Here is a 20,519-nt window from a genome sequence, read left to right on the forward strand (position 1 = left end):
GGGCGAAGGACACAAACCGATATCAACTCTCTGTAATCGGACATGCGTCCCGCGCCGTCCTTCCCGTGCCTCCACATCACCGTGAGCAACGTCCGCCGAGGGTCCTCCGCCGACCCGCCGCCCCGCCGAATCGCCGACCGGCCGACGTGGCCCCCGTGTCCGACGCGGCCGGCTACCCCGCCCGGCCCGCCTGCCCCGCCGAGCCCAGCAGCTCCTGCGCCAGCAGCTCCTCCGCCTGCGCCGCCGTCCGCCACTGCTCGGCCCGCACCCAGGCCCGCTTCAGGTGCAGGTGCACGTCCGCCTCCCAGGTGAAGCCCATCCCGCCGTGCACCTGCAGGCAGTCCCGGGCGCCCAGCACCGCCGCCTCGTCCGCGAGGAGCTTGGCCGCGGCCACCTCGCCCGCGTCCCCCGTCACCGCCGCCGCGTAGACCGCCGTACGGGCCACCTCCGCCCGCACCAGCATCCGCGCGCACAGGTGCTTGACCGCCTGGAACGCCCCGATCGGCTGCCCGAACTGCTCGCGCTCGCCCGCGTACCGCACCGCCAGCTCCACCGTCCGCAGCGCGCTCCCGAGCTGCAGCGCGGCCGTCAGCAGGGCCCCCGCCTCCCGGTACGCCGACGAGTCGCCCGCCACCGCCACCCGGTGCAGCGGAGTCAGCGGGTCCACCGAACGCACCGGCTCGCCCGCCGGCACCTCGGCCGCCCCCAGCACCGCGTCCGCCTCCCCGAGGTGGGCCACCAGCGGCCCGCCCAGGTCGAAGGCGCTCACCACCGCCGTCCCCGCCGCCGCCCCCGGGACCACCCCGGCGGCCAGGTGCGTGGCCACCAGCGGGCCCGGCACCAGCGCCCGCCCGGCCTCCTCGAAGACCAGGACCGCCTCCGGCAGCCCCAGGCCCACACCGCCCTCGGATTCCGGCAGACGCAGTGCGAAGAAGCCCGCCTCGCCCAGCTCCCGCCACAGCGCGCGGTCCACGCTCACACCCGTGTCCACCGAGGCCCGCAGCGCCTCGCGTCCGTACCGGCCCGCCAGCAGGTCCCGTACGCCCGCCCGCAGATCCTTCTGGTCCTCGGTCGGCTGGAAGTCCATGCCCCTCACCGGCCCTTCGGGAGGCCGAGGATCCGCTCGGCGACGATGTTCCGCTGGATCTGCGAGGTGCCCGCCGCGATCGTGTACGAGAGGGAGGAGAGCCGGTCCAGGGTCCACTCCTCCTCCAGGGACAGGGACTGGGCTCCGAGGACCTCCGCCGCCGTGTCGTACAGCTCCTGGCGGGCGTGCGAGTAGGCGAGCTTGAAGACGGAACCACCGATGCCGGGGACCCCGCCCGCCGATCGCCCGGCCTCGCTGACGTTCCACTGGGTGAGCCGCCACAGCGCGCCGAACTCCCCGTACAGCCGGCCCAGCCTGCGCCTCAGCACCGGGTCGTCCCACCGGCCGTTGGCCTTCGCCGTCCGGGCCAGTTCCCCCAGGGTCCGGCGGCAGGCGACGACCTCGCCGACGAAGGCGGTGCCCCGCTCGAAGGACAGCGTGACCATGGTGACCCGCCAGCCGTCGTTCTCCGCGCCGACCCGGTTGGCCACCGGGACCCGTACCCCGTCGAGGAACATCTCCGCGAACTCCGCCGACCCGGCGAGCGTGCGCAGCGGCCGTACGGTCACCCCCAGCGCGTCCATCGGCATGGCCAGCCAGGAGATCCCCCGGTGCTTGGGCGCCCCGGGATCGGTGCGCACCAGCAGCTCGCACCAGTCGGCGACCTCCGCGTGCGAGGTCCAGATCTTCGACCCGCTGATCACGTAGTCGTCGCCGTCGCGCACGGCCCGCGTCCGCAGGGAGGCCAGGTCGGAGCCCGCGTCCGGCTCGCTGAACCCCTGGCACCACACCTCGTCGCCGCGCAGTACGGGCGGCAGCCAGCGCGTCCGCTGCTCCGCCGTGCCCTCGGCGGCGACGGTCGGGCCGGCGTGCAGCAGCCCGACGAAGTTCGCGCCGACGTACGGGGCCCCGGCGCGCTCGGTCTCCTCCAGGAAGATCAGGTGCTGGGTCGGGGTGGCCCCGCGGCCGCCCGCGTCCACCGGCCAGTGCAGGCCCGCGTACCCGGCCTCGTACAGCCTGCGCTGCCAGCCGAGGTCGTACGCGCGCCGGCCCGGCCAGTCGTCGGGGGAAGGCCTGGCGGGCAGCTCGGGAAGCACCTTGGCGAGCCATTCGCGCAGGTGGGCCCGGAAGTCCTGCTCCTCCTCGGTGTAGGTCAGGTCCATCAGCGGCGGCTCTTGTCCAGGTCGAGGCCGAGCATGCGGATGGCGTTGCCGCGCATCAGCTTGTAGACCGTCTCGTCGTCGAGGCCCTTCACGTGGTCGAGGGCGACCTCCTTGGTGTGCGGGAAGGTCGAGTCCACGTGGGGGTAGTCGGTCTCGAAGGTGGCGTTGTCGCGTCCGACGACGTCGAGGGAGGCGATCCCGTGCTTGTCGCGGAAGAAGCAGCAGAACATCTGCCGGTAGTAGTACGTGGACGGCGGCTCGGGGATCAGGTCGCGGACCCCGCCCCAGGCCCGGTGCTCCTCCCAGACGTCGTCGGCCCGTTCCAGGGCGTAGGGGATCCAGCCCATCTGGCCCTCGCTGTAGGCGAGCTTGAGCGTCGGGAACTTCACCAGGACGCCGCTGAAGAGGAAGTCCATCATCGAGGCCATCGCGTTGTTGAAGCTGAGCGAGGCCTGGACGGCGGGGGGTGCGTCGGGGGAGGCGGCGGGCATCTGGGAGCTGGACCCGATGTGCATGTTGACCACCGTGCCGGTCTCCTGGCAGACGGCGAAGAAGGGGTCCCAGTAGCCGGAGTGGATCGAGGGGAGCCCGAGGTAGGTGGGGATCTCGGAGAAGGTCACGGCCTTCACCCCGCGGGCCGCGTTGCGCCGGATCTCCGCCACCGCCAGGTCGATGTCCCAGAGCGGGATGATGCACAGCGGGATCAGCCGGCCGCCGCTGTCGCCGCACCACTCCTCGACCATCCAGTCGTTGTAGGCGCGGACACAGGCGACCGCCACTTCCTTGTCCTGGGCCTCGGCGAAGGTCTGCCCGCAGAAGCGCGGGAAGGTCGGGAAGCACAGGGACGCCTCGACGTGGTTCAGGTCCATGTCGGCGAGGCGCGCCTTGGGGTCCCAGCAGCCGCGGCGCATCTCCTCGCGGGTGATGCCCTCCAGGGTCATGTCGTCGCGGTCGAAGCCGACGGCGGCGATGTTGCGCTTGTACGGGAACTTCAGGTCCTCGTAGATCCACCAGTCGGTCGGCGGGCCGTCGGGGTCCATGGTGATGACGTACTTGCCGCCGGTGTAGGCGAGTTCGCCGATGCCGGCGGTGAGCGCCTTGGGGCCGCGGTCGCGGTACCTGGCGGGCAGCCAGACGTCGAACAGGTGCGCGGGCTCGATCACGTGGTCGTCGACGCTGATGATCCGAGGCAGTCCCAGTTCCATGAAAGTCTCCCCAATTCACCGATCTGATGGATCGTCAGAAACAAGCTAGCCCCGCCACCCCTGGACCGACAAGCGTCGGCGCTCTACGCTCTGCGCTTGATCTGACTATCCGTCAGCTATGGGGAGGTCTGGGATGACGGACACCGCGACCGCGACAGAACTGAGCCGGTCCCGGACCCTGTGGGAACTGATCTCCCGCCGGGCCGCGCTGACCCCGGACACCACCGCCTTGACCGAAGCCGCCGAGGACCCCGCACACGACCGCCGGCTCACCTTCGGCGCACTGCGCGACCGCTCCGAACGCGTCGCCGCCGGCCTCCACGCCATGGGCGTGCGCCCCGGCACCGTCGTCGCCTGGCAGCTCCCCACCCGCATCGAGACCGTGCTGCTCTCCGCCGCCCTCGCCCGGATCGGCGCCGTACAGACCCCCGTCATCCCCTTCTACCGGGACCGCGAGGTCGGCTTCGCCCTCCGCGAGTCCAAGGCCGAGTACTTCGCCGTCCCCGGAACCTGGCGCGGCTTCGACCACACCGCCATGGCCGCCCGCCTCGGCGCGCGCGGCGTCTTCGAGGCCTACGCGGACCTCCCCGACGGCGACCCGGCCGTACTCCCCCCACCGCCCGCCTCCGGCACCGGCGTCCGCTGGATCTACTGGACCTCCGGCACCACCTCCGACCCCAAGGGCGTCCTGCACACCGACCGCTCCCTGATCGCGGGCGGCTCCTGCCTCGCCCACGCCCTCCGCCTGAGCCCGTCCGACGTCGGCTCCATGGCCTTCCCGTACGCGCACATAGGCGGCCCGGACTACCTGGTGATGCTCCTCCTGTACGGCTTCCCCGCGGTGCTCTTCGAGAAGTTCGCGATGCCGGACGCGCTGGACGGCTACCGCCGCCACGGGGTCACCGTGGCCGGCGGCTCCACCGCCTTCTACTCCATGTTCCTGACCGAGCAGCGCAAGGCCCCGGACGTCCCCCTCATCCCCACCCTGCGCCTCCTGGCGGGCGGCGGCGCCCCCAAGCCGCCGGAGATCTACCACGCGGTCGTACGGGAGCTGCGCTGCCAGCTGACCCACGGCTACGGAATGACCGAGGTCCCGATGATCACCATGGGCTCCCCGGACGACACCGCCGAGAACCTCGCCACCACCGAGGGCCGCCCCCCGGCGGGCATGTCCATCCGCATCACCGCCCCGGACGGCACCGAGCTGCCCCCGGACACCGACGGCGAGGTCCGCCTCCGGGGCGAGGCCGTCTGCCAGGGCTACCTGAACCGCGACGGGTCGACGGATGCCTTCGACCCCGACGGCTACCTGATCACGGGCGACCTCGGCCACCTGACGCAGGACGGCTACCTGGTCCTCACCGGCCGCAGCAAGGACGTCATCATCCGCAAGGGCGAGAACATCTCGGCGAAGGAGATCGAGGACCTCCTCCACCAGCTCCCGGGCATCACGGACGTGGCGGTCATCGGCCTCCCGGACCCGGCCCGCGGCGAACGCGTCTGCGCGGTGGTGGAACAACCCCCGGAAGCCGCCCCCCTGACCCTCCCCCAGCTGACCGCCTACCTCCGCACCCAGGGCCTGGCCACCCACAAGCTCCCGGAACAACTGGAACTCCTGGAGACCCTTCCCCGCAACGAGGCCCTGCGCAAGATCCTGAAATACAAACTGCGGGAGCGGTACGCGTAAGGGGGCGGGCCTGTACGGGCACCACCGCGCCCGGGGACTTCACCCCCGTGGCGTCACCACCCCGGGCCCGTGGTTGCCCACCCGCCCCCGGGGCGCGGCGGGGTCGGAGCGCGGCGGAAGCCGACGGGGGCGAGGCCGGGAGGTGCGGCGGGGTACAGGGGGCGGGGTCCGAGCCGGGCGGCATCAGAGCTGTTCCGGGGGTTTCCCGTCAGTCCCATCGTCTCTCCCGTTCGGGCTGGCCCGTCAAGGGCGCTCGTTCCTCGCGTCGCTTCGCGATGTCGCTGCGCTCCACCCTTGACCGACCGACCCGCCCCGGACATACGAGGACAGCCGGGAAACCCCCGAAGGAACGGGCCGGCCGACAAGAGACCACCGGGGCGTCGGAGTGGCCCGGGCGGAGCCCGGAGCGCGTCCAATCGCTACGCGCTCCTGCCTGACAGCGTCCGCAAGCCTCTTGGGCTGGACATAGGCCGCCTCAGATCGCTACGCGCTGCCCTGGGACCGATGGGGCGTGTCCCTCACACGGGTGATGGCCGAGGCAGGTGGCGCGCAGGGCCGCCGCCTGTCTGCGACGTCAGCGAACGACAGGTCCTCGACCAGCGCGCCAGTCGTCGATGCGCTTGCGAATGCTGGGCACCATCTGGAGATCGTCCGTTTCCTCGGGCGCGAACCAGGCAACCTCATGCGACTCGTCGGACGTCCGGAGGCTTCCGCCCGTGGGCTGGGCGAGAAGACAGATCGAGAACTCCTGCCGGACTTCTCCGTCGTCGTAGGCGAAGACGTGTCCGGGGTTCGTGTACGTACCGACGATCCCCACGATCACGACCGAGATGCCGGTCTCCTCAAGTGTCTCCCGGACCGCGCAGTCGCCGATGCTCTCCCCGAATTCCATCTTGCCGCCCGGCAGAGCCCACATCTCGTTGTCCGTGCGCCGTTGCAGCAGCACCCGCCCGTCGTCGTCGACGACGATCGCCGAGGCCGCCGGCACCAGGCTGTTCGCCACCGGGGCGTTGGGATCGTCCTCGTAGTCACGCCTGGGCATCTTGCCTCGCCTCTCGGATGTCCCGGCCACGGCTCCACAGCTCTTCGACATGAGCCGAGAAACGGTCGAACATCCCGTCCGTCTGCCTCCGCCGTAAATGCATCATCGGCGAATCGTGGCCGACCCTGCGCGCCAGGATCGGGGTAACGATCATCTCGTCGTCGAACCGGAAGACGGAAAGATTGACGTGCCCGGTCTCGAACCTGCCCTCGATCCCACTGACCTCGTGCAGCTTCTCCAACTCGTTCAGCGTGACGGCAATGCGGGTGGACAGCGTCAGCGGCACACCTTCCTCAGCCTCTCGCGCGGCAGTGACCGGACTGTCCGGGTCTCCGATCAGGAATCTCACCCTGCAACCACCCTCAGCCTTACGCCTCAGGGCACCGGACAAGTTCGCCTGCTCCAGCCACAGGAAGTAGTTGGTGTACCCGGCGAACACCAACTCGCGCTGTGCCTTCGTCACCAAAGACTTCCACAGGCTTGTCGGCGCAGCCGAGCGATAGGGAAAGACTTGGACGATCTCCCGGTCAGGCCCGGTGCTGAGTGCCGACCGTACGGCGTTCGGCCACAAAGCTGCCTCCTCCTCACCCAATGCCTCAGAGGCCGCCCACCGGTGGCGGGCATGAGGATTGCGGTTCGGCGCAGTGATCCATCGACTGACCGTCTTCGTGTCGACCCCGCATGCTTCTGCAAGCTGCGCTTCGGACATCTTGGCATTCGCCATCGCTCGGCGCAGCGCGTGATTCATGGTTCGCCTCCACAGCCCGTCAGGGACGGCACGAACCTACTCCCGAATCGTCCCAAACGTCCCGCGAACGCGGTAGCAACGCTCCAACGAGGGCTGGAGCATCGATACGTGTCCGGTCTGGGACTACCGAGGAGTGATCTGCATGCGCCCACACATCGAGGCGTTCGGCGTCAGCACGGAGGATGCCGTTTCGGTGGCTGCCAGAGGAGAGCCGAGTTCGGACCTGCTCGACCGGGCCCTGGTCGGCTGGGAGCGTTTCCTCAGCACCATGAAGCGAGAAGTCGATGAGTGACCGCTACGAATACGTACCGCACCGACTGCTGCGCCGCCCCGTCCGCGACGTCGCCTCTGGCGTGGAGGGTGAGCTGATGGCCGTGATCAATGAAAGCGTCTCGGACTCGGGCCGCGAGCACTGGGTCGAACTGGCCTACATCCGAAACGCATCCGGCCGTGAGTTCACCACGTCGATTTCCAACGTCGAGCCTGCCGGCTGACGCCCGACGTAGAAAGGTGCAGAGATCGGACGCGTCTTGTTCCAAGCCGCGCACGACTCGCAGACGCCGAACTCAGGTCATGTCTGGCGATCGATGGCGGCTCCACACCCGCCCAAGAGCCCTGCGGACGCGGTCCCAGGGCAGCGCGTAGCGATCTGAGGCAGCCTATGTCCAGCCCAAGAGGCTTGCGGACGCTGTCAGGCAGGAGCGCGTAGCGATTGGACGCGCTCCGGGCTCCGCCCGGGCCACTCCGACGCCCCGGTGGTCTCTTGTCGGCCGGCCCGTTCCTTCGGGGGTTTCCCGGCTGTCCTCGTACGTCCGGGGCGGGACGGTCGGTCAAGGGTGGCCGAAGGCCATCGCGTAGCGACGCGACCGAAGGGAGCGCCCTTGAGGGACCGGCCCGAACCGGAGAGACGATGGGACTGACGGGAAACCCCCGGAACAGCTCTGATGCCGCCCAGCACAGACCCCGCCCCTGTACCCCGCCGCACCTCCCGGCCCCGCCCCCCCCGTCGGCTTCCGCCGCACCCCGCGGGTGGGTAGGCAGCCGCCGCCCCGGGGCGGGGGTGCCGAGGGGGTGAAGGCCCCGCCCCCGTGGGACCTGTACCCCCTACAACCGGCTCAGCGATGCCGCCGCGAACAGGACGTCGCGGATCGCCTCGCGGTCGCCGTGCTGGCCCACCGCCGCCTCCTCCGGGGAGATGTGCCCGGCGGCCAGCTGGCAGAACTCGATGCCGTCCAGGGCGATCTCCGCCACCGTGCGTTCCGGCGACGGTTTCGCTCCCGGCGAGTCCAGCGCGATGTCCCAGCCTCCGCCGCCCGAGCCCTCGATCTCCAGGTGCAGGGTCCGCCCGGGTGCGCCCGCCGCGACCAGGCCCCGCGCCGGAGCGGCCAGACCCGCGCGCCTGCGCTGCGCCAGCGCGCCCGGCAGGAGCCGCGCCGCCAGGTCGATCATCCGGTGCAGGTGCGGACCGGCCGGCGGCTCGTACGGGTAGTCCACCGCCTCCGCGATGTCCCACGCGTGCACCCAGCACTCGAAGGCCCGTTCCAGGAACGCGTCCCCGAGCGGCAGCGCGAAGCCGCCGTAGTCCACCGCCAGCTCGGCGACTCCCCGGCCTGCGAAGGAGACCGTACGCACCAGGGTGTGGCCCTGTTCCCGCCACGGGTCGCGGACCTGCCGCGTCACCGGGTACGGAGTCGCACCCCAGAAGTGCTCCGTCCGCACGGTCGGCCCGCCCTTCGGCGCGTCCGGACCCAGCGGGTCGTCGAGCCCCAGCGCCGAGGCGATCAGCCCGTCCACCGTCAGCAGATGGCCGATCACCCCCGCCACGGTGGTCCGATGCGACCGCCGCCGCTCCTCCTCGAACCACTTGAGCCGCACCGGGGTGTGCCACTCCGAGTCCCCGAAGTCCTGCAGCAGCGCGTCGAGCCGCGCGGTCTCGGTGTCGTACGGACTCGCCCACACCGGCACCGGAATGCGGGCCGGCCGCTTGCCCAGGCAGTCCTCCAGGACGCGCGAGCGCAGCAGCGGTTTCAGGTCGAGGTTCTCCTCCGGGTGCAGCAGCCCCACCGCGTCGCGCAGCCGCAGCGCCTCCTCCGCGCAGGGCGCGCACTCGGTGAGGTGGTCCTCCACCGCCTGGGTCTCCTCGGCCGAGCAGGCCGCCAGTGCCCACGCCCCGAGCAGGGACTTCAGCACGGCGTGCGAGGGCGGAGGCGGCACCTCGGCCGGCGCCGGCGGCGGTGGCGGTGGCGGTGGCGGTGGCGGCATCGACCGGGGCGCGTGCCCCGGGTCGAGGTCGTCCGCGGCCCCGCGCGGACCCGGTATCCGCGCCTGGCCTCCGGGACGCGCGTATCCGTCATCGGGCGACTGGGGAGGGCCGTTCATCGAGGCGTTCCATATCCGGACCGGGCGGTCTCCTCCTGCGGGAGGGTGTTGGCGGTCGACAGCAACTGCAGCCCGAGCCGCAGCCTGCGCCGCGCCTCGTCCTCGCTGATCTGCAGGTCGGCGGCGGCCTGCCGGTAGTCGCGCCGCTTGAAGTACGCGAGTTCCAGCGCGGCGCGCAGGGGCGCGGGCATCGAGGTGACGATGTAGTCGGCGCGTGCGGCCGCGTTGGCACTGCGCACCTTCTGCTCCAGCTCCTCGCGTGAGCCGCGGCCCAGTTCGGCCTGGCGCAGCCGGGCCACCGCCTGGCCCTGGGTGATCCGGGCGACCCAGGAGCGCATGGAGCCCTGCTTGGGGTCGTAGGCGTCCGGGTTCTCCCAGATGTAGCCGAAGACCTCGCGGGTGATCCGGTCCGCCGCCTTCTCGTCGCCCAGCACCCGGTGCGCCAGGCTGTGCACGAGCGAGGCGAAGCGGTCGTACAGCTCCCCGAGCGCGGCGGCCTCGCCACGGGCGAGCCGCTGCTGCATGCGGCGGTCCCAGCGCGGTGGTGCGTCCTTCGGCATGAATGCCCCCAGCCGTGTGTCGACTCAACGAATGTAGTGGGCACATGGCGGATCGCGCCTGTTTTGGAAGAACCTCACCCTGGAAGTGCGCCCTGCGTGATAGGGGCGTGGCAGGGCGTGAACGGTGGTACGCCCGACGGCACATGGGGACAGGTGTACGCGCCCCACCGCGCTCCCCGTGCGCGGGTTCGATGCGGCCGCCTCCTCGACCACTTCGCTTAACGCTCAGGCCACATAGGGCTTACGCTCCTGCCTTGTCTTGATCTGAACCCCACTGCACATGTGAAGGCGGAACGCCGAAATGGACAGCGCAGAATACGAGCGCAAGATCGCCGCCCGATTCGCCACCTTCGACCAGGACGGGTCCGGCTATATCGACCGGGAGGACTTCAGCGCGGCCGCGAAGGCCGTCCTGGCCGAATTCGGTACCACCGCCCGGTCGGACAAGGGCCAGGCCGTCTTCGCGGGCGCCGAGGCCTTCTGGCAGGGAATGGCCGGCATCGCGGACGTCGACGGGGACCAGCGGGTGTCCCGCGAGGAGTTCATCACCGGGGCCGCGAAGCGGCTGCGCGACAACCCGCAGCGGTTCGCGGAGATCGCGCGGCCGTTCCTGCGGGCCGTGATCGCGGTGGCGGACGAGGACGGCGGCGGCGCGACCCCACCGAACGCGGCCCGGGTGCTGCGCGTCCTGGGCACCGCCCCGGAGCTGGCCACCCAGGTGGCGGCGGCCCTGGACGCGGACCGCGACGGCCGCATCTCGGAGGACGAGATCCTGGCGGCCTTCGCGGGCTACTGCGGCGTGGAGGCCCCCGACGCGTAACGCCTGCGGCGCGCTCGGCAGTACATCCGGCCCGGCCGCACATTCGGCTCCGCCGGCATGTTCAGCCTCGCCGGCGTTTGAGGCACGGGGGGTCCGGGGGCAGCGCCCCCAGCGGCCGGCCTGCACGGGCCTGCTGCGCCTCGAACGCCGGCGGGGCTGTACTTCGCTACGCGAAGACGACCGTGCGGGCACCGTTGAGCAGCACGCGGTGCTCGCTGTGCCACTTCACCGCCCGCGCGAGCGCCTGGCACTCCACGTCCCGCCCGACCGCCACCAGCTGGTCCGGCGTCACCTCGTGGCCCACCCGCTCGACCTCCTGCTCGATGATCGGCCCCTCGTCGAGGTTCGCCGTCACGTAGTGCGCGGTCGCGCCGATCAGCTTCACACCTCGCGCGTGCGCCTGGTGGTACGGCTTCGCGCCCTTGAAGCTCGGCAGGAACGAGTGGTGGATGTTGATGATCCGCCCGCTCAGTTCCGTGCACAGCTTGTCGGACAGCACCTGCATGTAGCGCGCCAGGACCACCAGGTCGACGTTCTCGGCGCGCACCAGCTCCAGCAGCTGTGCCTCCGCGTCCGCCTTCGTGTCCTTCGTGACGGGGATGTGCACGAACGGGATGTCGTAGGAGCCGACCAGTTCGGCGAAGTCGGTGTGGTTGGAGACCACGGCCGCGATCTCGACCGGCAGGGCGCCGATCCGCGTGCGGAACAGCAGGTCGTTCAGGCAGTGTCCGAACTTGGACACCATGAGGATGATCCGCATGCGCTCCTCGGAGCGGTGGATCTGCCAGTCCATCTTGAAGGAGTCGCCGATCGCGGCGAAGCTGGCGCGCAGCTTCTCGACCGTCACCGGGGGCTCGGCCTCGAAGTGCACCCGCATGAAGAAGAGCCCGGTCTCCCGGTCTCCGAACTGCTGGCTGTCCACGATGTTGCATCCGGTCATGAAGAGGTAACTCGACACGGCATGCACGATGCCCTGCTTGTCGGGGCAGGACATGGTCAGGACGTACTGGGGCTGGGCCTGGGCCTCGGTGTGCGGGTCGCTCATGACCGCACAGCCTTTCACACCGCGCGGGTGAGGATCTTCAACACATCGAGCGATGCAGGTCGCACGTCGGGGTCGTCCCCGTCGGCTTCCGCCAGCCGTACGTGCGCCTCGCGCGCGGCACGCACCGCCTCGGGCCACGCGTGGTGCTCCAGGTAGGCGGAGACGGGGGCGTCGGGCCCGACCTGGTGGAGGATGCGGAGCACCCGCAGCACCGCGAGGTCGACGACGGCCGCCTCCTGCGAGTCACGGAAGATCGTGCCGACGTACTTCTCGGCGGACCAGCTGTCGAGCCAGGTGTCCTCGACGAGCCGGTACACGGCGTCGGTGATGTCGCCGTACGCCTCGTCGCCGGCCAGCCAGGTGTCCTCGTGGAAGACCGGATCGGAAAGCATGTGCAGCGCCGAGCGCACGTTGCTGCGCCAGCGCCACCAGGGCATGTCGTTCAGGGGCATGCCGCCCATGGTGGAGGAGCGGCCACCGCGTCGGGAAGAGTTCTTCGAACCTTGGGCGAATGTCACGCTTTCGATCGTACGTTCCTGTTCAGCGCGATCTTGAAGCGCCCACGGGGACCGCGCCCCCGTAATTCACCTGAGCGTCACCCGATGTTGTGTCCATCTCACTCGACAGTTACCGGTGGGGCGGAATGGTGCATGGACATGACCATCTCGCGACGCGCCGTATCCCGCACCCGCACCTTCGTGGCCACGGCGATGGGTGCGTGTCTCATCGCCGGGTGCGGGGCACTCCCCGGGGGCTCGGGGGGCTCCGGGGGAACCGTCACCGTCATGACCTTCGCCCCTGAAGACACCAAAGCGACCAATATGCCTGGAATGACCGGCATGGCCAAGGCGTACGAGCGCTGGGTGAACTCCAAGGGCGGGATCAACGGCCGCAAACTGCGCGTACTGACCTGCAACGAGAAGAACACGCCCTCCGGCGCCGCCGACTGCGCCCGCAAGGCCGTCGCCGAGAAGGCCGTCGCTGTCGTCGGCTCCTACAGCCAGCACGGACGCGCCTTCATGGCCCCGCTGGAGGCGGAGGGCATCCCCTTCATCGGCGGTTACGGAGTCTCCTCCGAGGAGTTCCAGTCCCCCCTGTCGTACCCGGTCAACGGCGGCCAGCCCGTCCTCATCGCAGGCGCCGGCCACCAGCTGAGCCGCGCCTGCAGCCAGGTCGCCCTGGTCCGCCCGGACACCCTCGCGGCCGACACCCTGCCGGTCCTGCTCAACGCCGGGCTGCGGGCCAACAAGATGGCGGACGCCTCCGACATCCGGGCCGCCGAGGACTCCGCCGACTTCGGACCGCAGGCCCGCGAGGCCCTCGCGCACACCAGCGGCACCGGAAAGGAGAAGGAAAAGGAGAAGGGCTGCGTGACCGCCGTCCTCGGCGAGCGCACCGAGACCTTCTTCGACGCCTTCCGCCGGACCGACGCCCAGCGCAAGAAGCCGCAGATCTCCTCCGTCCTGGGCAGCGTCAGCCAGTCCCTGGTGGACCGCACGGGCGGCAAGGAGAGCCCCTTCGAGGGGGCGTACCTGACCAGCTGGTACCCGGTGGCCGCCGATCCCCTCTGGGAGCCCATGCGGAAGGTGGTCTCCGAGTTCGCCTTCGGCGACGACAGCGTCGACCCCGACGACAGCGGGGCGCAGACCACCTGGATCGCGTACACCGTGCTCAGCGAGATCCTCAAGCGCCTGAAGGAGGACGAGCCCGTCACCGGCCGCGTGGTCAAGCGCGCCCTGAACGAGGCGCAGCCGGTCGACACCGGAGGCCTCACCCCGAACCTGAGCTGGCGCTACCAGGACATGCGCGCCGTCGCCGGCTTCCCCCGCATCGTCAACGGCCGGGTCACCTTCCAGATCGTGCAGGCCGGGCGGCTCGTGGCGCAGCCCGGCGAGCAGTCCCTGGACATGACCCCGACCCTGGTGACCGCCCCGCCCATGGCCTGACCCGCAACGGCTCAGAGCTGGGACTTGTCCCGCTTGGTGAGGCCGTACTTGCCGGCGATCGCGTTCCACAGGGTCGCGGCGGACTCCTTGGCCTTCGTCGCCTCGCCGCTCGACCTGTTGCCTTCGGAGGCGTTCTTGGTGACCTTGGCCTTGCCGTCCTTGCACTTGTCGTCGTCCACGTCGTCCGCCCAGGCCGCGTAGCTGTCGTCGGCGTCCGCGGAGGACTGCCAGGCCTTGGTCAGGGACGCGGACAGCTTCGCGTGGTCCGGGAGCTGGTCCAGCTTCAGCTCCTGGAGGCGGGTGACGAGCTCCTCGCGCTGGCGGGCCGCGTCGCGCAGGTCGGCGGCCGCCTGGTCGAGGTTGCTGCAGCCCTTGATGTCCTCCACGGCCTTGATCACCGCGGCCCGGCTGTCGTTGCTGTCCGCGAGGAGCTTGTCCAGCTGGACGGCCTGCGGGCGGGCCGGGTCGACGGGGGCCTCGCCGCCGGGGGCGGCGGCGCCGCCGCTCGCGGTCGGGGCGGCTGCGACCGCGCCGGGGTCGTTGTTCTGCGGCTTGTCGTCGGCGAGCAGCGACCCGACGCCGAGCCCGACGACGGCCAGGCCGATGACCACCGCGGCGATGATCGCGGGCGAGACCTTGCGCGCGGGCTCCGGGGGCGGCGGGGGCGGGGCGTACTGCTGCTGCGGGTGCGGCTGCTGGTACTGCGGCTGCTGCGGGCGGGGCTGCTGGTACTGGTGCTGCTGCGGGCGCTGCGGCTGGGGGCGCGGCGGCGGCTGGCGCAGCACGGGCTCCTGGACCGGCGGCAGGTGCTGGGTGTGCCCGGCGGAGTCGTCGCCCCGGAAGAGCCCGTCAAACCCGTCTACGGCCCGGTCGGCGGGGACGGGCGGTATGTACTGGGTCGCCGCCTCCTCGTGCGCGGGAGCGGCGGGGACCGGCGGGATGTACTGCGTCGCCGCCTCGTCATGGCCGGGAGCGGCCGGGACCGGCGGGATGTACTGCGTCGCCGCCTCGTCATGGCCGGGAGCGGCCGGGACCGGCGGGATGTACTGCGTCGCCGCCTCGGGCAGCGGGGGGTAGCCGTAGCCGTGCGGATCCCCCGGCCCCTCGTAGCCGGGCCCCACCACATGCCCGGGCGCGGCCTCCGGGCCGGGATAGGCCTCCGGGCCGGGATAGGCCTGCGGATAGCCGTACGCGGCCCCGGGCTGCGGCTGCTGCTGGTATTGCTGGTGCGGCTGCTGCTGTTCCGGGTACGCCGGGTATCCGGACGCCGGGTCCGGACCCCACGGGGCACCCGGCTGGGGGGCGCCCCCTTGTCCGCTCTGCGTCACCGGGACTCCTTCTCCGACTCGCCCGACCCTACGGAACCGTCAGGTCACGCTACCCCGTCACGCACCGCCACGGTGAGAGCACCCCGAACCCCGTCCGGCTACGCCGTCACCTCCAGCCGCGCCGCGAACTCCCGCACCGCCGCCTCCTCCCGGTACGGCTCCAGCCGCGCCCGGAAGTCGTCCAGGTACTCCACGCCCCGGTTCGAGCGGAGCCCCTCCAGCAGTTCCGCCGCCTGCGTCGCCGTCAGGCAGGCCTGTTCCACCTCCCGCTGCTGCACCTGCGCCGCCGCCAGCAGCAGCAGCCCGATGGCCCGGCGGCGCGCCTTGCCCGCCGGGAGCCCCCGCAGGGCCTCCTCCGCCCGCCTGGCCGCCGCGTCCGCCTGGCCCAGGTCGCGGTGGCAGTGCGCCAGCTCGTCCGCGAGGTACGCCGTATCGAAGTGGCTGATCCACACCGGGTCGTCACCCGACTCCGGCTCCGCCCGCTCCAGCGCGCTCACCGCCCGCCCGGACAGCACCGCCGTCGCCCGGGTGTCCCCGAGCAGCGCGTGGCCGCGCGCCTCGGCCGCGTAGAACATGGCCTCGACCCGCGGGGTGACCTGCCCCCGCGTCCCCTCCTGGGCGGCCCGCGCCAGCTGCGCGATCTCCCGCGGGTTGCCCAGTTCGGCGGCGAGGTGGCTCATGGACGCCGCGAGCACGTAGCCCCCGTACGCCCGGTCCCCCGCCGCCTGGGCGAGGCGTAGCGCCTGGATGTAGTACCGCTGGGCCAGGCCCGGCTGGCCCGTGTCCACCGCCATGTAGCCGGCGAGCTCCGTCAGCCGGGCCACCGCCGCGAACAGGGCCCGCCCGACGGGTTCCCGGTAGGAGCCGCCGATCAGGCCGGACACCACCGAGTTGAGGTAGTGCACGACCACCGGCCGGACGTGCCCGCTGCCGAAGCGGTGGTCGAGGTCCTTGAGGGCCTCGGTGGTCGCCCGGACCGCCTCCACGTCCGGCATGCCGACCCGCGAGCCGCCGCTGCGCGCGACCTGACTGTCGGCCCCGGTGATCAGCCAGTCGCGGCTCGGCTCCACGAGCGCGGAGGCGGCCACGCTGGAGCCCGCGAGGAAGTCGCGGCGGCCGACGTCACTGCGCCACAGCTCGCAGACCTGCTCGATGGCGCCGATGACGGTCGGGGAGAACTGCAGGCCGACGCCGGAGGCGAGGTTCTTCCCGTTGGCCATGCCGATCTCGTCGATGGTGACGGTCCGGCCGAGTTTGCGCCCGAGCGCCTCGGCGATGATTCCGGGAGCCCGGCCGCGCGGCTGCTGGCCGCGCAGCCACCGGGCCACGGAGGTCTTGTCGTAGCGGAGATCGAGGCCGTGCTCGGCCCCGCACATGTTCACGCGCCGGGCGAGCCCGGCGTTGGAGCACCCGGCTTCCTGGATGAGCGCCTGCAGCCGTTCGTTCGGCTGGCGGGCGACGAGAGGCCTGGCTGCCATGAAAACCCCCTGCTGACCGCGGGTGATCCGTTGGAATGATCACTTCCCGCCTGATGTGCGGAGAATCTTCCGCTCTGCGTCGTGTCGCTACCCAACTCCGGCGCCCCGGCCTCCTACGCGCCCCCACGCGTGCATCAGTGCGCCCCGTATGCAGGATCGATGCTCCGCCCGCCGCCTGGTGTACGCCCGTAACCCCGGGTGACCCGAGGAGTTGTGATGGTCGTGGAAGAGACCATCACAGTCACGGAGACCGCACCCATCCCCAAGCAGCGCGGCGAGCAGCTGCTGGACCATGCCGTGCGGTACGCGGAAGAACGGCACTGGGATGTCTTCGCCGGCACCTGGTTGGAGCCCGGAGACGGCCGCGAGCTGTGCTCCTGCGGGGCGGCGGACTGCCCGTCTCCCGGCGCGCACCCGGCGGTGAAGGACTGGGCGGCCCAGGCCACCGGCAGCGCGGTGCAGGTCCGGCGGATCTGGGCGAAGCACCCGCAGGCCTCGATCCTGCTGCCGACGGGCCGGACGTTCGACGCGCTGGACGTGCCCGAATCGGCCGGATTCCTCGCGCTGGCACGGCTGGAGCGGATGGAGCGCACCCTCGGGCCGGTCACCCTCACGCCCGACCACCGGATGCTGTTCTTCGTCCTGCCGGGCGCCGGCGTCAAGGTGCCCGACCTGGTGCGCAAGCTGGGCTGGCCGGCCGCCACGATCGACCTGGCGGCGCGGGGCGAGGGCGAGTACGTGGCGGCGCCGCCCACCCGCTTCGGCGGCCGGGGCTCGGTCCAGTGGGCGCGGCGGCCCACGCCGGCGAACCGGTGGCTGCCGGACACGGAGGAGCTGATCGACGCGCTGGCGTACGCGTGCGGCAGCGAGGCCGCGGCGGAACGCAAGCGCCGCCAGGGCTGACCTCCGACCCCGCAACTCGCCTGCCGGACCTGCAAAATCAGGGCGAAAACTGATGACATAAGTAACTGCTCAGGCCTCTCCCCCTCCTCCTATGGTGAAGAAGGAACGACCAACGGGGACGTGATGAGAGGCAGGCGCATGCCGGACCAGGGCGATGCGACGGGTGGAACGTACGGAACGGGTGGCGCGCGGTCCGCGCCGCCCGCCGTGCGGGTGGAAGGTCTGTGGAAGCGGTTCGGCGACCAGGTGGCCGTCTCCGGGATCGACCTGGAACTGCCCGCCGGGCAGTTCATCGGTCTCGTGGGCCCGAACGGCGCGGGCAAGACGACCACGCTGTCGATGGTGACCGGGCTGCTGCGCCCGGACATGGGCCGGGTCCACGTCGCGGGGCACGACGTGTGGGCGGACCCGACCGAGGTGAAGGCGCGGATCGGCGTACTGCCCGAGGGGCTGCGCCTCTTCGAGCGGCTGTCGGGGCGCGAGCTGCTCGGCTACATGGGCCGGCTGCGCGGGCTGCCGGGCGAGGAGACCGACAAGCGGGCGACGCAGCTGCTGGAGGTCCTCGACCTCGCGGGCTCGCAGCACAAGCTGGTCGTGGACTACTCGACCGGCATGCGCAAGAAGATCGGCCTGGCGGCGGCGCTGCTGCACAACCCCGAAGTGCTCTTCCTGGACGAGCCGTTCGAGGGCGTCGACCCGGTGTCGGCGCAGACCATCCGCGGGGTGCTGGAGCGCTACACGACCTCCGGCGCCACGGTCGTCTTCTCCTCCCACGTGATGGAGCTCGTCGAGTCGCTGTGCGACTGGGTGGCCGTGATGGCCGCCGGCCGGATCCGCGCCGCGGGCCCGCTGGCCGACGTACGGGGCTCCGCGCCCTCGCTGCAGGCCGCCTTCCTCGAACTGGTCGGCGCGCACGGGCGCGACGCGGCCGGGGACTCGCTGGACTGGCTCGGCGGCGGTTCCGGGGCGGTATCGCGATGACCTCGCCCGCCAACCCGGCCGCCGGCCCGGCCGGCACAGTGACCACTCCCGCCACGGGATCCACCGGGGCCGCTGGATCCACGGGGTCCACCGGGGCCGCTGGATCCACCGGGTCCGCTGGGTCCACCGGGGCCTCGTCCGTCGCGTCGATCCCGCTGACCCCGGTCTTCGTCCGCCTCAAGCTGTCGCTGCTGCGCAACGGCCTGAAGGGCTCCTCCAAGCGCAAGGCCGCCTACTTCTCGACGCTCGCCTTCGCCCTGGTCGTCGGCTTCTTCGTGACGCTCGGCCTGGCCCTGCTGCACGGGAACGCCCACGCGGGCACGGTCGTGGTCCTGCTGGCCGCGATCCTGGCCCTCGGCTGGGCGTTCATGCCGCTGTTCTTCCCCACCGGGGACGAGACCCTCGACCCGAGCCGGCTGGTCATGCTGCCGCTGCGCCCGCGTCCTCTCGTACGGGCCCTCCTCGCTTCCTCACTGGTCGGCATCGGGCCGCTGTTCACGCTGTGCCTGGCCGTCGGCTCCGTACTGGCCGTCGCGCGCGGCGCCGCCGGCGCGGTGGCCGCCGTGGTGGCCGCGCCCCTGCTGGTCCTCGGCTGCGTGACCCTCGCGCGGGCGGTGGCCACGGCCAACGTGCGGCTGCTGACCAGCCGCAAGGGGCGGGACCTGGCCGTGCTCAGCGGCCTGCTGATCGCGGTGGGCGGGCAGCTGGCCAACTTCGCCAGCCAGAGCCTGTTCCAGTCGGGTGGCCTGGCCTCCCTGGAACCCGTCGAGGCCGTGGTGCGCTGGCTGCCGCCGGCGACCGCCGTCGGCATGGTGGACTCGGCGAGCGAGGGCGCGTACGGGGTGGCGGCCGCCCAACTGGCCCTGACCCTGGCCGCCGTGGCCGCCCTCCTGTGGTTCTGGGAGCGGAGCCTGACCCGGCTGATGGTCACTCCGGACGGCTCGACCATCACGGCGTCACGGCCGGCGAAGGACCGCGGCGCGGGCGGCCTGTGGTCCCTGCTGCCCGCCGGCCGGACGGGCGCGACCATGCAGCGCACGCTGCGCTACGCCGTCCGCGATCCGAAGACCAAGGCGTCCTGGGTGACCGCGCTGGCGATCGGCCTGATCGTCCCCGTCTTCAACGCCCTCCAGGGCTCGGGATCCGTCTACCTCGGCTGCTTCGGCGCGGGCATGCTCGGCATGCAGATGTACAACCAGTTCGGCCAGGACACCTCCGCGTTCTGGATGGTCGCGCAGACCATCTCCTCCACGCGCGACGCGTACGTGGAACTGCGCGCGCGGGCCGCCGCGCTGGCCCTGGTCACCGTCCCGTACACGATCCTGGTCACCGTGATCACGGCCGCGGTGATCGGTGAATGGTCCGCCCTCCCGGCGGCCACCGGCGTGGCCCTGGCCCTGCTGGGCTCGATGCTCTGCACGGGGGCACTGGCCTCGGCCCGCTTCCCGTACTCGATCCCGTCCGACGGCGCCTTCAAGAACGTCGCCCCGGGGCAGGCCGGGCTCGCCTGGGCGGGCATCTTCGCCGGGCTGCTGGTCTCGGCGGTGGTCTCCGCCCCGGTGATCGCCCTGACGATCTGGCTCACGGTGGACGGCCACCCGGGCATCTCCTGGATCGTGCTCCCGCTGGGTGCGGCCTGGGGCGCGCTGGCCACCTGGACGGGCCTGCGGCTCGCGGCCCCGACGGTGGCGCGCAAGCTCCCGGAGATCCTGTGGGCGGTCAGCAAGGGCTGACCTCGGACCGCTGGCCGCTGGCCGCTGAGCACGCCGGAACGGGCCGGCCTCCCCATCCCCTCGCGGGAGCGGAGGCCGGCCCGTTGCCGTGGGTCCGGCGTCAGTTGGCGGCGAGCAGGACGAGTACGGCGATCGAGCCCGCGAGGACGACGACGTGCCAGAGGTTCTGGAGGTACGGCATCACCCAGTCGGGGAAGCCGTCTGCCCGCCGTGCTCGGGATGGAAGGCGACGGCGATCAGGAACTGCAGGGCGGCGACGGCGTCCATCGGGGGTACCTCGTTTCTCGGTGCTTGCCTGGCGACGCCGCCACCATGAAGCCGCCCCCTGACAGCCCCTGAACAGACCGCTGACAGACCGCTGACACAACCCCTTGATACGTTCGCCGACTTCGTCGCCCGTGACCCGTCGGACCG

At 71.7% G+C, this 20,519-nt stretch carries 19 protein-coding genes; 8 read left to right on the forward strand and 11 right to left on the reverse strand.

Going from position 1 to position 20,519, the window contains the following annotated elements; genetic code table 11:
• Positions 1-172: 172 nt before the first annotated feature.
• Genes ACFY04_RS35560 through ACFY04_RS35570 form a run of 3 tightly spaced genes read right to left on the reverse strand, consistent with a single transcriptional unit; the run spans position 173 to position 3,455 of the window.
• The gene (locus tag ACFY04_RS35560; RefSeq protein ID WP_389123489.1) at positions 173-1,087 is read right to left on the reverse strand and encodes an acyl-CoA dehydrogenase family protein; all 915 of its coding nucleotides are present in this window, start codon (positions 1,085-1,087) and stop codon (positions 173-175) included.
• A gap of 5 nt (positions 1,088-1,092) precedes the next feature.
• On the reverse strand, positions 1,093-2,250 hold the full coding sequence (locus ACFY04_RS35565; RefSeq protein WP_389123490.1) for an acyl-CoA dehydrogenase: 1,158 nt from the start codon (positions 2,248-2,250) through the stop codon (positions 1,093-1,095).
• Positions 2,250-3,455, reverse strand: a complete 1,206-nt coding sequence (locus tag ACFY04_RS35570) for an amidohydrolase family protein (RefSeq protein WP_389123492.1) — start codon at positions 3,453-3,455, stop codon at positions 2,250-2,252. Before ACFY04_RS35570 ends, ACFY04_RS35565 begins: the two co-directional genes overlap by 1 nt.
• Positions 3,456-3,588: 133 nt before the next feature.
• Here ACFY04_RS35570 and ACFY04_RS35575 point away from each other — a divergent pair, with 133 nt between their 5' ends.
• Positions 3,589-5,142 (forward strand): AMP-binding protein, encoded by a 1,554-nt coding sequence (locus ACFY04_RS35575; RefSeq protein WP_389123494.1) that lies wholly within the window; start codon positions 3,589-3,591, stop codon positions 5,140-5,142.
• Positions 5,143-5,716: 574 nt separating this feature from the next.
• Here the strand turns inward: ACFY04_RS35575 and ACFY04_RS35580 are convergent.
• On the reverse strand, positions 5,717-6,184 hold the full coding sequence (locus ACFY04_RS35580) for an NUDIX hydrolase (protein ID WP_389123497.1): 468 nt from the start codon (positions 6,182-6,184) through the stop codon (positions 5,717-5,719).
• Positions 6,171-6,932 (reverse strand): XRE family transcriptional regulator, encoded by a 762-nt coding sequence (locus tag ACFY04_RS35585; RefSeq protein ID WP_389123499.1) that lies wholly within the window; start codon positions 6,930-6,932, stop codon positions 6,171-6,173. The genes ACFY04_RS35580 and ACFY04_RS35585 overlap by 14 nt, the downstream gene beginning before the upstream one ends.
• Positions 6,933-7,074: 142 nt before the next feature.
• Between ACFY04_RS35585 and ACFY04_RS35590 the strand changes: the two genes are divergently transcribed.
• Positions 7,075-7,224, forward strand: a complete 150-nt coding sequence (locus tag ACFY04_RS35590) for a hypothetical protein (RefSeq protein ID WP_389123500.1) — start codon at positions 7,075-7,077, stop codon at positions 7,222-7,224.
• Positions 7,217-7,426: a hypothetical protein gene (locus tag ACFY04_RS35595; protein WP_389123502.1), complete on the forward strand. Its 210-nt coding sequence runs from the start codon at positions 7,217-7,219 to the stop codon at positions 7,424-7,426. The genes ACFY04_RS35590 and ACFY04_RS35595 overlap by 8 nt, the downstream gene beginning before the upstream one ends.
• 610 nt (positions 7,427-8,036) lie before the next feature.
• On the opposite strand, the gene ACFY04_RS35600 is transcribed toward ACFY04_RS35595, so the two are convergent.
• Together ACFY04_RS35600 and ACFY04_RS35605 are read right to left on the reverse strand one after the other, a co-directional pair.
• Positions 8,037-9,311 (reverse strand): zf-HC2 domain-containing protein, encoded by a 1,275-nt coding sequence (locus ACFY04_RS35600; RefSeq protein ID WP_389123504.1) that lies wholly within the window; start codon positions 9,309-9,311, stop codon positions 8,037-8,039.
• Positions 9,308-9,871, reverse strand: coding sequence for a sigma-70 family RNA polymerase sigma factor (locus tag ACFY04_RS35605; protein ID WP_033223709.1), 564 nt, complete (start codon positions 9,869-9,871; stop codon positions 9,308-9,310). The genes ACFY04_RS35600 and ACFY04_RS35605 overlap by 4 nt, the downstream gene beginning before the upstream one ends.
• 301 nt (positions 9,872-10,172) lie before the next feature.
• On the opposite strand from ACFY04_RS35605, the gene ACFY04_RS35610 reads away from it, so the two are divergent.
• The gene (locus tag ACFY04_RS35610; RefSeq protein WP_389123507.1) at positions 10,173-10,691 is read left to right on the forward strand and encodes an EF-hand domain-containing protein; all 519 of its coding nucleotides are present in this window, start codon (positions 10,173-10,175) and stop codon (positions 10,689-10,691) included.
• A gap of 166 nt (positions 10,692-10,857) precedes the next feature.
• Here the strand turns inward: ACFY04_RS35610 and purU are convergent, their stop codons facing one another.
• A complete protein-coding gene (purU, locus tag ACFY04_RS35615; protein WP_389123509.1) occupies positions 10,858-11,736 on the reverse strand; it encodes a formyltetrahydrofolate deformylase in 879 nt (292 codons plus the stop codon).
• Positions 11,737-11,750: 14 nt separating this feature from the next.
• A complete protein-coding gene (locus ACFY04_RS35620) occupies positions 11,751-12,197 on the reverse strand; it encodes a hypothetical protein (RefSeq protein WP_389123545.1) in 447 nt (148 codons plus the stop codon).
• Positions 12,198-12,392: 195 nt separating this feature from the next.
• Between ACFY04_RS35620 and ACFY04_RS35625 the strand changes: the two genes are divergently transcribed.
• Positions 12,393-13,682: an ABC transporter substrate-binding protein gene (locus tag ACFY04_RS35625; protein WP_389123512.1), complete on the forward strand. Its 1,290-nt coding sequence runs from the start codon at positions 12,393-12,395 to the stop codon at positions 13,680-13,682.
• A gap of 11 nt (positions 13,683-13,693) precedes the next feature.
• Here ACFY04_RS35625 and ACFY04_RS35630 read toward each other — a convergent pair whose 3' ends face one another.
• A complete protein-coding gene (locus ACFY04_RS35630; RefSeq protein ID WP_389123515.1) occupies positions 13,694-15,010 on the reverse strand; it encodes a hypothetical protein in 1,317 nt (438 codons plus the stop codon).
• Between the two features lie 98 nt (positions 15,011-15,108).
• Positions 15,109-16,488, reverse strand: coding sequence for a transcriptional regulator (locus tag ACFY04_RS35635; protein ID WP_389123518.1), 1,380 nt, complete (start codon positions 16,486-16,488; stop codon positions 15,109-15,111).
• A 222-nt stretch (positions 16,489-16,710) separates the two neighbouring features.
• Between ACFY04_RS35635 and ACFY04_RS35640 the strand changes: the two genes are divergently transcribed.
• The 3 genes from ACFY04_RS35640 to ACFY04_RS35650 all read left to right on the forward strand — a co-directional run bounded on the left by ACFY04_RS35640 (position 16,711) and on the right by ACFY04_RS35650 (position 20,105).
• On the forward strand, positions 16,711-17,391 hold the full coding sequence (locus ACFY04_RS35640; RefSeq protein ID WP_389123520.1) for a bifunctional DNA primase/polymerase: 681 nt from the start codon (positions 16,711-16,713) through the stop codon (positions 17,389-17,391).
• A 138-nt stretch (positions 17,392-17,529) separates the two neighbouring features.
• Positions 17,530-18,372 (forward strand): ABC transporter ATP-binding protein, encoded by an 843-nt coding sequence (locus ACFY04_RS35645; RefSeq protein WP_389123522.1) that lies wholly within the window; start codon positions 17,530-17,532, stop codon positions 18,370-18,372.
• Positions 18,369-20,105, forward strand: a complete 1,737-nt coding sequence (locus ACFY04_RS35650; RefSeq protein ID WP_389123523.1) for a transporter — start codon at positions 18,369-18,371, stop codon at positions 20,103-20,105. The genes ACFY04_RS35645 and ACFY04_RS35650 overlap by 4 nt, the downstream gene beginning before the upstream one ends.
• The last annotated feature ends 414 nt before the right edge of the window (positions 20,106-20,519 follow it).

This window comes from Streptomyces sp. NPDC001549, assembly GCF_042894025.1.
Classification (GTDB): Bacteria; Actinomycetota; Actinomycetes; order Streptomycetales; family Streptomycetaceae; genus Streptomyces; species Streptomyces kutzneri.

Coding starts and splice junctions, on each gene's coding strand:
- ACFY04_RS35560 (WP_389123489.1), bottom strand. CDS start 1,087: ATGGACTTCCAGCCGACCGAGGACCAGAAGGATCTGCGGGCGGGCGTA.
- ACFY04_RS35565 (WP_389123490.1), bottom strand. CDS start 2,250: ATGGACCTGACCTACACCGAGGAGGAGCAGGACTTCCGGGCCCACCTG.
- ACFY04_RS35570 (WP_389123492.1), bottom strand. CDS start 3,455: ATGGAACTGGGACTGCCTCGGATCATCAGCGTCGACGACCACGTGATC.
- ACFY04_RS35575 (WP_389123494.1), top strand. CDS start 3,589: ATGACGGACACCGCGACCGCGACAGAACTGAGCCGGTCCCGGACCCTG.
- ACFY04_RS35580 (WP_389123497.1), bottom strand. CDS start 6,184: ATGCCCAGGCGTGACTACGAGGACGATCCCAACGCCCCGGTGGCGAAC.
- ACFY04_RS35585 (WP_389123499.1), bottom strand. CDS start 6,932: ATGAATCACGCGCTGCGCCGAGCGATGGCGAATGCCAAGATGTCCGAA.
- ACFY04_RS35590 (WP_389123500.1), top strand. CDS start 7,075: ATGCGCCCACACATCGAGGCGTTCGGCGTCAGCACGGAGGATGCCGTT.
- ACFY04_RS35595 (WP_389123502.1), top strand. CDS start 7,217: ATGAGTGACCGCTACGAATACGTACCGCACCGACTGCTGCGCCGCCCC.
- ACFY04_RS35600 (WP_389123504.1), bottom strand. CDS start 9,311: ATGAACGGCCCTCCCCAGTCGCCCGATGACGGATACGCGCGTCCCGGA.
- ACFY04_RS35605 (WP_033223709.1), bottom strand. CDS start 9,871: ATGCCGAAGGACGCACCACCGCGCTGGGACCGCCGCATGCAGCAGCGG.
- ACFY04_RS35610 (WP_389123507.1), top strand. CDS start 10,173: ATGGACAGCGCAGAATACGAGCGCAAGATCGCCGCCCGATTCGCCACC.
- purU (WP_389123509.1), bottom strand. CDS start 11,736: ATGAGCGACCCGCACACCGAGGCCCAGGCCCAGCCCCAGTACGTCCTG.
- ACFY04_RS35620 (WP_389123545.1), bottom strand. CDS start 12,197: ATGGGCGGCATGCCCCTGAACGACATGCCCTGGTGGCGCTGGCGCAGC.
- ACFY04_RS35625 (WP_389123512.1), top strand. CDS start 12,393: ATGACCATCTCGCGACGCGCCGTATCCCGCACCCGCACCTTCGTGGCC.
- ACFY04_RS35635 (WP_389123518.1), bottom strand. CDS start 16,488: ATGGCAGCCAGGCCTCTCGTCGCCCGCCAGCCGAACGAACGGCTGCAG.
- ACFY04_RS35645 (WP_389123522.1), top strand. CDS start 17,530: ATGCCGGACCAGGGCGATGCGACGGGTGGAACGTACGGAACGGGTGGC.
- ACFY04_RS35650 (WP_389123523.1), top strand. CDS start 18,369: ATGACCTCGCCCGCCAACCCGGCCGCCGGCCCGGCCGGCACAGTGACC.